The sequence below is a fragment of the Paenibacillus melissococcoides genome (assembly GCA_944800085.1).
GTDB lineage: Bacteria > Bacillota > Bacilli > Paenibacillales > Paenibacillaceae > Paenibacillus_B > Paenibacillus_B melissococcoides.
Genome location: CALYLO010000002.1, coordinates 232,209 through 245,631, shown reverse-complemented (window position 1 = coordinate 245,631; position 13,423 = coordinate 232,209). Strand labels below are relative to the sequence as shown.

Here is a 13,423-nt window from a genome sequence, read left to right as displayed (position 1 = left end):
GAACAGCGCTGCATTACATCATGAGAGGAGAGACCTGGAATGGCCCGTCTGTTGACAAGATTCAAACGGGAGCCGCTGCTGTTCGTCTGCATTGCGCTCGTGATGCTCAGCTTATTGGTCTTCATCGTATATCCGTTATTTCAAATCATGAAGTCGAGCTTGCTGACCAACGCAGGCCAATTCGGCACGGAGGGCTACCAGCGGGTGCTGTCGGGCGGCCAACTGTTCGAGTCATTGACGAACTCCCTGGTGCTGGCCTTGATCGTCTCGACGATCTCCACGGCGATTGCTTATGTGTTCGCCTATACGTTCGCTTACGTGAAGGTTCCATTCAAAAAGCTGTTCAACGGCATCGCCATCCTGCCTGTCATCTCCCCGCCGTTCGTCATCGCGCTGTCCGCGATGCTGCTGCTCGGGAAGCAGGGGCTGGTGACCAAGCATTTGCTTGGCTTGGAGAACGCCAATATATACGGGCTGCAGGGCCTTGTGCTGGTGCAGACGCTCACCTTCTTCCCGGTCGCCTTCCTGACGCTCGCCGGGCTGCTTCGTTCGATCAGTCCCGCGCTGGAGGAAGCGAGCCAGAACATGGGCGCGAGCCGCCTCAAGACGTTCCTGACCGTCACGTTGCCGCTCTCCGTTCCCGGCATTGCCAACGCGTTCCTGCTCGTCTTCGTGCAGTCGCTGGCTGACTTCGGGAACCCGATGACCATCGGGGGGAACTATTCGACGGTCGCCCGCGAAATCTATCTGCAGGCGGTCGGCAGCTACGACATGCAGGCCGGCGCGGCGCTCGCCATGCTGCTGCTTATGATTACGCTCATCGTCTATGCCCTGCAGAAGTTCTGGGTGGGCAAGAAGAGCTACGTCACCGTGACCGGGAAGCCGACGGGCGGACGCCGCATGATCGAGTCCGGCCCCGTCAAGCATATGCTGTTCGCCTTCTGCACGCTGATGTCCGTTATCGTCATCGCGTTCTATGTGCTCGTCCCGATCGGCTCCTTCATCAAGCTGTGGGGCATCAACAACAGCTTCACGCTGGATCATTATAAGTACGTCTTCTCGCTTGGACAAAAAGCGATGGGCGACACCCTGATGCTGTCCCTCATCGCGACGCCAATCGCAGGGCTCCTCGGCATGATTATCGCCTTCCTTATCGTGCGCAAGCGCTTCTTCGGCAAAAAGGCGCTGGAAGCGATCAGCATGCTCTCGATCGCCGTGCCGGGCACCGTCATCGGGATCGGATACATTCTGTCGTTCAACAAGGCGCCGCTGGCTTTGACGGGAACGGCGGTCATCATTATCGCCGCCTTCGTCGTGCGGGCGATGCCGGTCGGCATCCGCTCCGGGATTGCCTCGCTGCAGCAGATCGACCCGGCTATCGAGGAAGCGGCCACCAATCTGGGCGCCGGCCAGTACAAGAACTTCACGAGCGTCGTCCTGCCGCTGATCAAGCCGGCCTTCTTCAGCGGGCTCGTCTACAGCTTCGTGAAGAGCATGACCGCGATGAGCGCCGTCATCTTCTTGATATCGGCCAAGTTCAACCTGATTACGGCCTCCATCCTGGCCCAGGTCGAGGCGGGCCGCATCGGGGTCGCCAGCGCCTACTGCACGATACTCATCGTTATCATGATCATCGCCATGGCGCTGCTCAATGCGCTCGTCGCCTGGTTCGGCGGGTCGGAGCGATCCGCGTAGTCAATCGATACGTCCCATAAGGAGGAAGCTACATCATGGCCAAATCTGTAACATTGCAACAAGTCTCCAAGGCGTACGCGGACGGACAGGGGAACACCTCGTATGCCGTGTCGGATATCCATCTGGAGATTGAAGCCGGCCAATTCGTGACGCTGCTCGGCCCGTCCGGCTGCGGCAAGACGACCACGCTGCGCATGATCGCCGGATTCGAGGAAATCACGTCGGGAAGCATCTATTTCGGAGACGAATTGGTGAATCCGATTCCTCCGAACAAGCGCGACTGCACGATGGTGTTCCAGTCGTACGCGCTGTTCCCCCACTTGAACATGTTCGACAACGTCGCCTACGGGCTCCGCATCAAGAAAATGTCCAAAGACCAAATTCGCTCCAAAGTCGACTCGGTCTTGGATATAATGAACTTGCGGGAATACAAGGATCGCATGCCGTCGCAGCTGTCCGGCGGCCAGCAGCAGCGGGTCGCGCTGGCGCGCGCGCTTGTCATGGAGCCCGGCGTGCTGCTGTTCGACGAGCCGCTGTCCAATCTGGACGCGAAGCTGCGCCTCGTCATGCGCGACGAGATTCGCCGCATTCAGCAGCAGATCGGCATTACGGCCATCTATGTGACGCATGATCAGAGCGAAGCGATGAGCATGAGCGATCAGATTATCGTCATGAACAAGGGGAAGATCGAACAGGTCGGATCCCCGGTTGAAATCTATCAACGCCCGAAGACGAAGTTCGTCGCCGACTTCATCGGCACCGCGAACTTCATTGAAGGCACGGTGAAGAGCGTAGAGGACGGCCATATGACCGTCGCCACCGCCTCCGGCGATCTGCGGGTGAGACGCACGAAGCATAAGCCGCAGGATCGGGTCACCGTCGTTATCCGCCCGGAGGCGGTCTCGTTGGCCGAAGCCGGCGCATCGCATGTCGGGACGGTGGTCAAGAGCGTCTTTATGGGCCAGACCCAGGAATACGAAGTCGAGTACGAAGGACAGACGCTGCAGATTACGGAGCATAATCCGATTCTGGATCATGTGTTCCGGGCCGGGGACTTCGTCTCGCTCCGGTTCGCGGAACAATCGCTGCACGTTATCTAAAGGGAAGGCTTGACGGCAGATGCCATTCTATACAGGGAGGGATAAGCATGCGCGCTTCGAAAATACGACATCTGGTGATGCTGTCCCTCTGCATGCCGCTTCTGCTCCTGTTGGCCTCCTGCGGGACCGAACCGAAGGGGACGCTGACGATCTATGCCGGCCTGTATGAGGATCACGCCATCAAAGCGATCGAGACATTCCAGAAGCAGACCGGCATCAAAGTGTCCTATGTCCGGATGGCGAACGGGGAGATTCTGTCCCGCATCCGGGCAGAGCGGGAGCAGCCGAAGGCGAGCATCTGGTTCGGCGGGCCTTCCGATACGTTCGTGCAGGCCAAGTCGGAAGGGCTGCTCTCCCCTTACGTATCGCCGAACGCGGCGATGATCGATCCGATGTACCGGGACAAGGACGGCTATTGGACCGGCATCTACGTCGGCTCCATCGCCTTCGTCTCGAACAAGACGTGGCTGCAGGAAGTGGGCGGCGAAGCGCCGCAATCATGGAACGATCTGCTGAGTCCGGCCTACCGCGGCATGATTACGATGCCCGATCCGCGTTCATCCGGAACGGCCTATACAACGCTCGCCACCTTGGTGCAGCTCTTCGGCGAAGACGAGGCGTTCCGCTATTTGAAGCGGCTGCACGATCAGAACGTCATCTACACGACGTCGGGCAGCGTTCCCGGCCGCACCGTTGGCATGGGCGAGGTCGGCACCGCCGTCATGTTTTCCCATGACGCGCTCAAGTTTTATAAGGAAGGATTCCGCAACATCGTCATCAGCTTCCCGAAGGAAGGAACCGGGTACGAGATCGGCGCCGTCGGCATCATCCAGGGAGCGCCCCAGGAGCATGAAGCGAGGCTGTTCGTCGATTGGGCGCTCTCGAAGCAGGCCCAGGAGCTCGGCAAGCAGGTCGGGAATTACCAGCTCCTCACCCACCGCGATGCCGAATCGCCGGAGGAAGCCTTCCCGTTGGATCGGCTGAATGTCATTTCCTACGATCAGGACTGGGCGGGACGGAACCGCGAACGCCTTATCGCCCGCTGGACGGAGGAGGTGCTCCGCAGAGAGCGGACGCCTTAACGGGTCCGAGGCCCTTCCGGGCATACAGAAGAAGCACCTTCCCCAGGATTGCGGGGAGGTGCTTCTGTGCGTTCCGGTTCTTCTGCCCGGTCAGCCGTCCTTTATTTGCGCAGCAGCTTGTTCGCCTTGTCCGTCGCGGCCTGCAGCGCTTCGTCCGGCGTCGCCTGGCCCAGGATGACCCGTTGGATCTCGGTCATGATAACCTCCTGCAATTCCTTATAGCCGGGCACCATCGGACGCGCCTTGCCATATTGCAGTTGATCGATCGCGACCTTGAAGTTCGGATCCTTGGCGAAGGCCTCCTTCAAGGCGTCCGACTCCACCGCGGTCTTGCTGACCGGCATATACCCCGAGCCTTGCGACCAGCGTATCGTCTGCTCCGGAGCGGTCATCCACTGAATGAACTTCTACGCCGCCTGCTTCTTCTCCGTAGACGGTGCCGCGAGCACGGCCAGATTCGCGCCGCCCGGCGGATTCTTCATGATGCCTTCCTTAATCATGCGCGACCAGAATTCAAGCGGCGCCTTCCCCGCTTCGTTCAGCAGCGCAAGCTGCTTGTTGTCCTCGGTCAAGATGCTGCCCCCGCTCTGAAAGACAAGCGCTTCATAGAACCAGATGTCGATCGGCGTAGAGAAGCCGTACCGCACCGTCTTCCCGCCCTTCCGCTTTGTCAGCTTGCGGGCGAATTCCTCCAGCTCCGCCCAAGTCTTCGGGCCTTCCGGGTTGAGCCCCGACTCCTTCAGCAGCCCCTTGTTCACATAGAGCAAGGGCGTCGAACGGTTGAACGGGATGGCGTACAGCTCATCCTTCCAGTAGGAGTTGCCCATCAATCCGTCGATATAGTCCTTCTCCGCGCCTTCGTATATGATGACAGCGGATCGATGACGCCCGCGTCCGCGAACGCCCCGACGGAAGCGACCTCGATCATCGTGACGTCGGGCTGGTTGCCGGCCGCGACGGCGGCCAGCACCTTGGAATGGTTCGTATAATAATCGCCCTGATAAGCCGGCCGGACGAATACTTGATCCTGAGACGCGTTGAAATCCGCCGTCATCGCTTCAATGAGCTCGCCATTCGCTCCGCCCAGGGAATACCAGAACTCAATCTCTACCGGCGAGCCCGCAGCCGGTTCGGAAGCGATCTGGGCCGCCGGAGCCGGGGCGAGTCCCCCTTTCTGGGCGTCCGATGCGCTTCCCGAGGACGTGCCGGCGGCCGTCGCGCCGCAGCCGGACAACAATGCCGCCGCCCCCATCATCATCGCCAGCACGGCTGACCGCATTCGCTTCCTGCGATACCCATTCGAATTCATCCTTCTCCATCCCCTTTGCCATTCATTGATGTGCGATTGATTCATGTAAGAAGCTTTATTTGGTGCTATACACGAAAGCCTGCATAATATGCCGCTGTGCCAGCACGAACAGCAGCAGCGCCGGAACGACGAGCATCAGATTGCCTCGTGAAGCCGCAAGCTCAATCCGCGACCGGTGGTTTGCCTTGCCCGGATATGGTGTATATATGGTTATCAAGCCGAATCGGAATAAGCATTGCGGTTTGGTTCCCGATTGTATAAGATGGGAGAAAGTTCGCAACAATAAGAAAAACAACCGGAAAACAACACAATTTTAATATTATTAAATTTTAGGGTTGACTGTGACTTATATCACATCTAATATTTGGTCTTGATGTTACAATCATGGTGTAAAACGGTTAGTTAAATTTTTCACAAAGTATTTTTGAATAATGAAGAGGTGGGGACGGGTTATGAAAAAGAAAATTGCATTGCTTTTGTCTGCTGTCTTGGTAGTGGGAATGCTGGCAGGCTGTGGAGATAAGAAAGAAGATACTACAGCAACCCCAAATACGGAGACAACAACTCCGGCGGAACAAGGCGAAGGCCAAGCCCAAGGCCAATATAAAGATGGCACGTACCATGCCGAAGCCGGTGAATTCGACGAGAAATCCGGTTGGAAAGATACGCTCGATATCACCGTGAAAGACGGTAAAATTGCTGAAGTAAACTGGGACGCCGTGAGTAAAGAAGGCGGAAAAACGAAAAAAGAGCTGGGCGAAGAGTACGGCATGAAGAAAGCCGGTTCCGAACTGGAATGGAGCGAGCAGGCCAAAAAAATGGAAGAAGAGCTGATTGCGAAGCAAGATCCTGCGGCCATCGCAGTGAAAGATGACGGCACCCAGGATGCAATCTCCGGCGTATCCATCCACGTTGTCGGCTTTGTGAAGCTGGCTGAGGAAGCTCTCGCTTCGGCTAAGTAATCTGGCTTCGATTCAGGATTGAATATAGAGCTCCGCAGTAAGAGAGTACGGTGGCCTACGGGCACAGATGACGCTTGATCGCATTCATCCTTGCTCTCCTGCTGTCGGGGCTCCCTTCATGATATAGTTTAATTTTGAACCAACGCAATTCATACTACATCGTTATACAGGGGTGAAACCATGAAAGAGATCGTTGTGTTGGGCGCAGGCTACGGCGGTGTCCTGACGGCGAAGAAGCTGGCCAAACGGTTCAAAAAGGATCAGGATATCCGCATCAGGCTGATTGACCGCAAGCCGTTCCATACGATGATGACCGAGCTGCACGAGGTCGCCGCTGGACGCGTTGACGAAGATGCCATCAAGATGGATCTGAAGAAAATTTTCGCGGGCCTCAAGGTGGACATCGTCCTGGACGAAATTACGAACATTGATTTCAAGAGCAACAAGCTCCAGGGAAAACGCGGCACGTATAAGTATGACCATCTTGTTATCGGTACCGGATGTAAACCGTCCTTCTTCGGGATCCCGGGCGCGGAGGAGCATTCCTTCTCGCTGTGGTCGTTCGAGGATGCGGTGAAGCTGAAGCAGCAGATCCGCCAAATGTTCATGGATGCGACGAAAGAGAGCGATCCGGAACTACGCAAGCAGATGCTGACCTTCGTCGTCGTCGGCGCCGGCTTCACCGGTGTGGAAATGATCGGGGAGCTGGCGGAGTACCGCGAGCAGCTGTGCAAGGAATTCTATGTTGATGAATCCGAAGTTCGTCTTGTCGTGGCTGATATGGCACCGAAGATTTTGCCGATTCTGCCGCAAAATCTGATCGACAAAGCGGATAAATATCTCCGCAAAATGAAGGTTGAGATCATTACCGGAACGAAAATCTCCGGCGTGACTCCGAACTCGGTTATTCTCGGCGAGGATAACGAGATCAAATCGAGCACGGTTATCTGGACGGCCGGGGTCGAAGGTTCCGATCTGGTCGGCAATCTCGACGTGCAGCAGCAGGGCCGCAAGCGCATTTTGACCAATGACAAGCTGCAGTCCGTTGATTATGACAATGTTTATGTTGTCGGCGACAACATCTTCTATATTCCGGAAGGCGAAGAGCGGCCCGTGCCGCAAATGGTCGAGAACGCCGAGCACTCCGCCGGCCTCATCGCCCACAACCTCGTATGCGACATCAAGGGCGGCACGCAAAAATCGTATAAGCCTGCCTTCCACGGCACGATGGTCTCCATTGGCGGACGCTATGGGGTTGCCGCCGTCGGAACGCCGAAGAAGCTGTTCCATTTCTCCGGCTTCCTGGCCATGTTCTTCAAGCATATGATCAATATCGTGTACTTCTTGCAAGTACTCGGCTTTAACAAGGTCTGGACTTATTTGATGCACGAAGTCTTCCACATCGAGAACCGCAGAAGCTTCGTTGGCGGCCACTTCTCCAAGCGTTCGCCGAACTTCTGGCTCGTGCCGCTGCGGATCTACATCGGGGTCATGTGGTTGCTGCAAGGTTGGGAAAAAGCGGCGAAGCTGATGAAGGACCCTTCCCAAATGTTCTTGATTCCGCCAAAGGCGATGGATGGCGTTACGGCGGCTACGGAAGCGGTCGACGCGGTCCATTCGACCGTAGACGCCCAGACGGCCGCATCGGCTGTAGAAGGGGCAAGCACGGCGATCAAGGCCATTCCGGTGCCGGATTTCATCAAGGGCATCGTCGATTGGTCGATGGATCTGATGTTCTACACGCATGACGGCGGCTACACGACGCTGGCTTATGTTTTCCAAGGCTGCATGGTAGCGGCCGAGGTTATCTTCGGCATTATGCTGATTCTGGGCTTGTTCACGGCGATCGCCGCGATCGGAACATGCGCGATGAGCGTCATGATCTACACGTCCGGCATGGCTCCTTACGAGATGTTCTGGTACTTCTTCGGCGGCATCGCGTTGATTGGCGGTTCCGGCAGCACCTTCGGCGCGGATTACTACCTGTACCCTCGCCTGAAGCGCATCTGGAAGAAGATTCCGTTAGTCCGCCGCTGGTACCTGTACACCGATTAATCGGGACCCGGACGATATAACATTCATTGACAACGGCAAAGTAATGTGTCCCTGCGTCACATTACTTTGCTTATTTCTACAGGGAAGCGGGGGGTTCCCATGAACCGGCAACTTATGAAGGATACGATTCAGATGCTTGAGCAAGAGCTTCCGCCGCTGGCTGGCATCCGCATTACGGCAGGCTCGGACGAACGCTACCTGTCCGATATGGCCCGAACGCTGGACGCTTACGATATGACGGCGCAGGAACGGCGCGTTCTGTTAGGATGCTACTGGCTGCTGCGTCAAGCGATGCGGACGCATCACCATGTTCCCCAGGACAAGCGTCTCGCGGGGAAGGCGGTGCTCGACGGCGACTTCTTGCTCAGTCTGTACTACCAGTTCGCCGCGCGTCACGGGTTAACCGAGCTGATAGCCGATATGGCTACAGTCAATAAGCGGATTCAGATACGGCGGGCTGAGGGAAAAGGAACGGACTCGGAGCTGCATCGCCAGATGTCCCGGTTCCTGATGAAGCGTTACAAGCAGGTGGCGTATGAGGTCATTTGACGGCACGCTGCATGAACGCCTGCATGTCCCGCTCGCCCGCATCAACCGCGACCTGGAACGAATTGTGCTGCATGACCCGGATGTATCCTCCCGATCCATCGTCGCGCTAAGCGTCATGGATCTCATCCGCGCTGGAGGCAAGCGTCTGCGGCCGATCATGACGATCGTCGGCAGCCGGTTCGGCTCCCGTCCGGAGACGGACAGCGTCTACCAATTGGCCGCGATGGTCGAAATGGTCCATGCCGCCTCTCTCGTCCACGACGATATTCTGGATCAGGCAGAGACGCGGCGCGGACAGCCGGCCCTGCATCGCAAGACCGGCGTCTATTCCGCGGTCCATATCGGGAATTATATTATGTGCCGCGTTATGGAGCTCGCCGCCGCCAACGGGCAGGAGGCGGAGAAGTATATCCACGAGCTGGCCTCGGTCACGACGACCCAGCTCTGCCTTGGCGAATACCAGCAGATGGAGCAGCGCTTCAATCTCGATATCCCGTTGGAGGCGTATTGGGAGAAGACCCGCAACAAGACCGCCCTGCTGATGGCCACCTGCCTCCAGCTTGGCGCCAAAGCCGCCGACGCCGATCCGGACGTCGTGGACAGTCTGTACCGCTTCGGCGAGCTGCTCGGCATGGCCTTCCAGATTCGGGACGACATCATGGACTTCACGGCGACCGCCGAGGAGCTGGGCAAGCCGGCAGGCACCGACCTGCGCAACGGTCATGTCACCCTGCCCGTCATCATGGCGATGCAGGACGAGGCCACGGCCAGCCAGCTGCGCGAGCTGCTGCGCCCGGATGCCTCCGAAGCGGCGATGGACGAGGCAATCGAGCTCGTCCGGCAGAGCGGCGGCCTGGAGGAAGCGCTGGCGGTAAGCCATCGGTTCATGAAGCAGGCCTGGGACGTGACGGAGCAGCTGTCCGCATTTCCTGCGCATGCCGACCTGCGCACGCTCTGGTCTTATTTCGAGGCGCGAACGTATTGACCCGTACCCGGCAGAAGCCGAATCTCTTGGATACAGGAGGTTCGGCTTTCTTGAGTTTCCCGAAGAATTCAACTGTTTACTCTTTTGTCCATTGGGGCAAGGTGGTATTATTATGTTATTGCGCGCAGCCTGTCTGCCAATCGCAATCTGCATCTTAGATGAAGGAGGATCGACAGTGAAGCCTCGGCGATTTGTATTGGAAGCCGTTATGCTAGCGGTATACGGCCATTTATTCGAGCCCCGGCGGCCCGTTGAATATGTAATCCCTTATACGACGATCATGGAATTGTACGAGATGCGCCAAGAGGGCGAGCAGGTGATGCCTGACCCGGAAGAAGACGTCTTCGCCAAGCAGCAGATCGAGCAGCTGATCGCCTATTTCGAGAGCGAATTGAACAAAAAGAAGATCGAACGGGCCTTAACCGCCCCTTGGCGGACCAGCCCTCCCCTTCTCTTGCGCGATAACGTCTCTTGCGTCATCATCAACGCGATGGACAACGCGCGCTACGGAGAACTGTTCGATCCGGTGGAGACGGAGCTCATTCTCACCTCCATGCGCGAGCAGGCTCCTTTGTTGACGGATCAGTTCGAATTTGTCAGCCGGCTCATCGCCAATGAAGTGCCGATTCCGATCTACGACATCGATGATTTCGAATATGCCGTCGAACAGGAAGACTTCCCTGACGACACCGGCATCCATTAGTGCCAGCCCGCCCCTTAAGCTAGCAAGAGGCGGGTTTTTGGATACATCCAACCTTACTTGAACAAACTTTTGTCGTATTTTTGATTCACGTTCTTGTACACGACCTTATTCTCCTTGGAGTATCCTGTTATATCGACAGGGGATTGCTGGATTCGATTGTCAACTGCAATCACGAAGCGGTAATTATTGTACTGAATCGGGTGCAATTCCTTGCTCATCTCCCGCCCGTCCTCTGCCTTCACGGTAATCCGGTCAATCGCCCCGTCCAGCAGGACAGAGGTAAATATGACGCTGTCTTGATGTGCGCTAAGGTGCCAATGCACTCTCGTATCCTCTGGTGTCCATTTCGGAAAATATAGATATTTAATAATATCATGCTTGGCATCCGAATAGAACACAAGCGTTTCCCCGTTGCTATCCGTGAAAAAATCGACATGATGCGAGTTGATCGTATACGTCACGCGGGAGTCCCGGTCTAGCTGGTGCATGGAACCGGCACGCGACTGAAACGGCGCTATCGGATCGCGGTTTATTATCTTGATGACGACGACGGCGAGAATAACAGCAAGAATTAAGAAACCCGCGATCAGGGCTCTTTTTCGCTTGTTCATTTAGACCACCTTTCTTTAGCAAGCAGAAAAAAGAGGAGTTGCCTCCTCTTTAAAAACTCATGTAAGTAGGTTCGTCAAACTTCCAACTTTCGGATTCATTTGCAATGCCAATCCCTATTGAAAATGGTCCGGCACTTATACTGTTAACATATGCTCTGCCCCATGTGTGTGCTACAGTCACTTTAAACGAAATCGTTGTTCCTGGTCGCGGATAACCATCGGTAAAATTAAAATAATACCACATTAAATGTCTATATCCGTTATATTGCTCAAACTTAGGAGGATTGACTCTTGCAACTTGGACAGTATCTTGAAAAGAGTATGCTGCACCTCTCCTTTCTATTTCCTTATCTGCTCTATATGACCAATCCGTTTCAGTCAGGGTACCGTGCGTTATTGTGTAAAACTTTGGAGAGATAACATTGATATCGCGATGCAATGAGAATAATCCTATTCCGTCTTTCCCTCCCACATCTATCGTTCCGTGGCAGGAAAGCGGACACTGTACATCATTGTAGAAGTTGGTGTTTTTCCACATCCCCGCCATTTCAATAACATGCAGTCCCACTTTGGAGTCATAATAGATTGTAAGCTTATCCAGTGCATAATCTCCTTTTGTAGATAAAGGAGTCACTGATTGCTTCTCCTCTTGACTAACCTTGATAAGACCCAATTGTTGATAGCCCTTCTCCAGCTTTTCAAGTTCCGCTTGTGCAGATAAAACTTGTTCCGATTGCATTGTAAAGTGCTCTGACATTTCATCCAGTTTTGCTTTCGCCTTTGCAACCGCCAAGAAATGCCTTCCAACCTCCTAATACAAATATTTCAATAACATTATATTGTATGAACTGGGTAAGATATATAGGCCTTTCATCCCAATATTTGGTTAATTAGGTTAACCTTTCGATATGCCGTAAAGCGCGATACTACAAACTGCTTCTAAACAGTCATCTCATATTTGACGCTTTCGCCATTTATATGGTAAATTGAAGTCAATCTTAGTTAGTCATTCAAATAACTAATTAAGGTGAACCTAATTTCCTTCAAGGAGGGAGCCTGACATGGCCAAGCCGAATATCGTCTCCCGCGACATGCTGCTGCAAGCGGCCCGGACCTGCATCGCCGAGCGGGGACCGGAGCGAACGACGCTGCGGGCCGTCGCGGAGCAGGCGGGCGTGACCCAGGGGACGGTGTTTTATCATTTTCGGACGAAAGATCAGCTGTTGATGGAGGTGCTGCGGGACTGGTGCGAATCATCCTGGGCCGAGATGCAAAGCGAATCGGCAGTGTTGGCGGATGCGTTGGCATCCGCACGCAGCCGCTGCGGCTTCGATTCCCCGTACCACCGCCTCTTCTTCGCCATGATGGCGCACAGTCTGCATCAGCCGGCGATGCAGGCGCCGCTTCATCAACTGCTGGCACGGGAGAACGAGCAATTAGCGAAGCTCCTGGAGAGCCGTATCCCCCAGCCGAGCAGCACAGAGGAAGAGAGCGGAAAAGCGGCGGAGCGGCCGAAGGCTAGGCAAGGCGCTCTGTCTCCCGGGCGGCTGGCGCCGCTTCTGAATGCGCTCATCGACGGAATCGCGCTGCAGGCACTGCTGGACCCCGATTATCGGGTCGATGAAGTCTATCGCGATGCGGAGGTATGGATACGGGCCATGCTGGATAAGGATGTGCCCTTATAATTCGAGTTCAACAGCATTTCATTGCATTAAGGAGGATGGAGCTATGCGCTCGTTTATTTTATGGGGATGCCTAGTCTGGATCGGGGCGACTGCCTCGTTCCGCTGGTTCGGCGGATGGCTGATTCAACCGGCAAATCCGGGGTGGATGATACTGTTCTACTTGCTCACGATACCGATTGTCGCGGCCATTACGCTCCCGCTGTACCGCGGCAAGCGTGCTGCCGGATTGAATCTTCCTGCCGCGGCCGCCGCCCCCGCCTTCGCCGGCTGGCTCATGTGGGCTTACGGACTCATTCTGGTAAGCGGCTGGGCAGGTACCCGGCTGCCTCGGAGAAGTCAATAGACTATTTTTCTGAGGCAAAAACATCGATGCCAAGTTCAGCTAGCACGTCTATAGCCTCTCTTACGGGGAGCTTGGGCAAATCGTAGTTGTTAGCGATGCCTCTTCGATCTCGGCAACCGAATGCAAGGTGTACTTGTCCGTCGTCTTAATGACGAATGCCGAATTGATTGTAGACTAAGGAGTCGCTTCTGCTGCGGCTCAACTGCCAAAGCTGGCATCTGAGGATGGTCATGAACGTAGTCCCGGCCATATTCGAATATAGGATAATGTCGTGGAAATCTGGAAAGACGCTTTTTGGTTGATATTAAAATGCCACTCTTTCCCGTTTTATTCGCCCTGCGTAG

The 13,423-nt window shown here is 55.4% G+C and carries 15 protein-coding genes; 10 read left to right on the top strand and 5 right to left on the bottom strand.

Going from position 1 to position 13,423, the window contains the following annotated elements; all coding sequences use genetic code 11:
- Positions 1-39: 39 nt before the first annotated feature.
- Genes OCY70_RS09295 through OCY70_RS09285 form a run of 3 tightly spaced genes read left to right on the top strand, consistent with a single transcriptional unit; the run spans position 40 to position 3,877 of the window.
- Positions 40-1,695 carry an ABC transporter permease gene (locus tag OCY70_RS09295; RefSeq protein WP_213426622.1) on the top strand — a complete coding sequence of 552 codons (1,656 nt, stop codon included), beginning with the start codon at positions 40-42 and terminating at the stop codon, positions 1,693-1,695.
- A gap of 35 nt (positions 1,696-1,730) precedes the next feature.
- Entirely contained in the window at positions 1,731-2,795 is a 1,065-nt protein-coding gene (locus tag OCY70_RS09290) for an ABC transporter ATP-binding protein (RefSeq protein WP_213426623.1), read from the top strand.
- A 47-nt stretch (positions 2,796-2,842) separates the two neighbouring features.
- Positions 2,843-3,877, top strand: coding sequence for an ABC transporter substrate-binding protein (locus OCY70_RS09285; RefSeq protein WP_249724555.1), 1,035 nt, complete (start codon positions 2,843-2,845; stop codon positions 3,875-3,877).
- Positions 3,878-3,978: 101 nt separating this feature from the next.
- Here OCY70_RS09285 and OCY70_RS36550 read toward each other — a convergent pair whose 3' ends face one another.
- Genes OCY70_RS36550 through OCY70_RS36540 form a run of 3 tightly spaced genes read right to left on the bottom strand, consistent with a single transcriptional unit; the run spans position 3,979 to position 5,186 of the window.
- Positions 3,979-4,269, bottom strand: a complete 291-nt coding sequence (locus tag OCY70_RS36550) for a hypothetical protein (RefSeq protein WP_444980918.1) — start codon at positions 4,267-4,269, stop codon at positions 3,979-3,981.
- 15 nt (positions 4,270-4,284) lie between these two features.
- Positions 4,285-4,704 carry an extracellular solute-binding protein gene (locus OCY70_RS36545; protein WP_444980920.1) on the bottom strand — a complete coding sequence of 140 codons (420 nt, stop codon included), beginning with the start codon at positions 4,702-4,704 and terminating at the stop codon, positions 4,285-4,287.
- On the bottom strand, positions 4,704-5,186 hold the full coding sequence (locus tag OCY70_RS36540; RefSeq protein WP_444980919.1) for an extracellular solute-binding protein: 483 nt from the start codon (positions 5,184-5,186) through the stop codon (positions 4,704-4,706). The genes OCY70_RS36545 and OCY70_RS36540 overlap by 1 nt, the downstream gene beginning before the upstream one ends.
- Before the next feature lie 452 nt (positions 5,187-5,638).
- On the opposite strand from OCY70_RS36540, the gene OCY70_RS09275 reads away from it, so the two are divergent.
- The 5 genes from OCY70_RS09275 (at position 5,639) to OCY70_RS09255 (ending at position 10,440) form a co-directional block, all read left to right on the top strand.
- Positions 5,639-6,148, top strand: a complete 510-nt coding sequence (locus OCY70_RS09275; RefSeq protein ID WP_213426624.1) for an FMN-binding protein — start codon at positions 5,639-5,641, stop codon at positions 6,146-6,148.
- Between the two features lie 180 nt (positions 6,149-6,328).
- On the top strand, positions 6,329-8,203 hold the full coding sequence (locus OCY70_RS09270; RefSeq protein WP_213426625.1) for an FAD-dependent oxidoreductase: 1,875 nt from the start codon (positions 6,329-6,331) through the stop codon (positions 8,201-8,203).
- A 99-nt stretch (positions 8,204-8,302) separates the two neighbouring features.
- Positions 8,303-8,752, top strand: a complete 450-nt coding sequence (locus tag OCY70_RS09265) for an adenylate kinase and related kinase (RefSeq protein ID WP_213426626.1) — start codon at positions 8,303-8,305, stop codon at positions 8,750-8,752.
- Entirely contained in the window at positions 8,739-9,737 is a 999-nt protein-coding gene (locus tag OCY70_RS09260; protein ID WP_213426627.1) for a polyprenyl synthetase family protein, read from the top strand. Before OCY70_RS09265 ends, OCY70_RS09260 begins: the two co-directional genes overlap by 14 nt.
- 175 nt (positions 9,738-9,912) lie before the next feature.
- Positions 9,913-10,440, top strand: coding sequence for an ADP-heptose synthase (locus OCY70_RS09255; protein WP_249724557.1), 528 nt, complete (start codon positions 9,913-9,915; stop codon positions 10,438-10,440).
- Between the two features lie 53 nt (positions 10,441-10,493).
- Here OCY70_RS09255 and OCY70_RS09250 read toward each other — a convergent pair whose 3' ends face one another.
- Positions 10,494-11,051, bottom strand: a complete 558-nt coding sequence (locus OCY70_RS09250; protein ID WP_213426628.1) for a hypothetical protein — start codon at positions 11,049-11,051, stop codon at positions 10,494-10,496.
- A 49-nt stretch (positions 11,052-11,100) separates the two neighbouring features.
- Positions 11,101-11,844: a hypothetical protein gene (locus OCY70_RS09245; protein ID WP_213426629.1), complete on the bottom strand. Its 744-nt coding sequence runs from the start codon at positions 11,842-11,844 to the stop codon at positions 11,101-11,103.
- Between the two features lie 268 nt (positions 11,845-12,112).
- On the opposite strand from OCY70_RS09245, the gene OCY70_RS09240 reads away from it, so the two are divergent.
- Entirely contained in the window at positions 12,113-12,736 is a 624-nt protein-coding gene (locus OCY70_RS09240; protein WP_213426630.1) for a TetR/AcrR family transcriptional regulator, read from the top strand.
- Between the two features lie 43 nt (positions 12,737-12,779).
- Positions 12,780-13,079, top strand: coding sequence for a hypothetical protein (locus OCY70_RS09235; protein WP_213426631.1), 300 nt, complete (start codon positions 12,780-12,782; stop codon positions 13,077-13,079).
- Positions 13,080-13,423 lie beyond the last annotated feature (344 nt).

Excerpts from the sequence above, each read along its gene's own strand:
- OCY70_RS09295 (WP_213426622.1), top strand. The coding sequence starts at position 40 with ATGGCCCGTCTGTTGACAAGATTCAAACGGGAGCCGCTGCTGTTCGTC.
- OCY70_RS09290 (WP_213426623.1), top strand. The coding sequence starts at position 1,731 with ATGGCCAAATCTGTAACATTGCAACAAGTCTCCAAGGCGTACGCGGAC.
- OCY70_RS09285 (WP_249724555.1), top strand. The coding sequence starts at position 2,843 with ATGCGCGCTTCGAAAATACGACATCTGGTGATGCTGTCCCTCTGCATG.
- OCY70_RS36550 (WP_444980918.1), bottom strand. The coding sequence starts at position 4,269 with ATGACCGCTCCGGAGCAGACGATACGCTGGTCGCAAGGCTCGGGGTAT.
- OCY70_RS36545 (WP_444980920.1), bottom strand. The coding sequence starts at position 4,704 with ATGGGCAACTCCTACTGGAAGGATGAGCTGTACGCCATCCCGTTCAAC.
- OCY70_RS36540 (WP_444980919.1), bottom strand. The coding sequence starts at position 5,186 with ATGAATTCGAATGGGTATCGCAGGAAGCGAATGCGGTCAGCCGTGCTG.
- OCY70_RS09275 (WP_213426624.1), top strand. The coding sequence starts at position 5,639 with ATGAAAAAGAAAATTGCATTGCTTTTGTCTGCTGTCTTGGTAGTGGGA.
- OCY70_RS09270 (WP_213426625.1), top strand. The coding sequence starts at position 6,329 with ATGAAAGAGATCGTTGTGTTGGGCGCAGGCTACGGCGGTGTCCTGACG.
- OCY70_RS09265 (WP_213426626.1), top strand. The coding sequence starts at position 8,303 with ATGAACCGGCAACTTATGAAGGATACGATTCAGATGCTTGAGCAAGAG.
- OCY70_RS09260 (WP_213426627.1), top strand. The coding sequence starts at position 8,739 with ATGAGGTCATTTGACGGCACGCTGCATGAACGCCTGCATGTCCCGCTC.
- OCY70_RS09250 (WP_213426628.1), bottom strand. The coding sequence starts at position 11,051 with ATGAACAAGCGAAAAAGAGCCCTGATCGCGGGTTTCTTAATTCTTGCT.
- OCY70_RS09240 (WP_213426630.1), top strand. The coding sequence starts at position 12,113 with ATGGCCAAGCCGAATATCGTCTCCCGCGACATGCTGCTGCAAGCGGCC.
- OCY70_RS09235 (WP_213426631.1), top strand. The coding sequence starts at position 12,780 with ATGCGCTCGTTTATTTTATGGGGATGCCTAGTCTGGATCGGGGCGACT.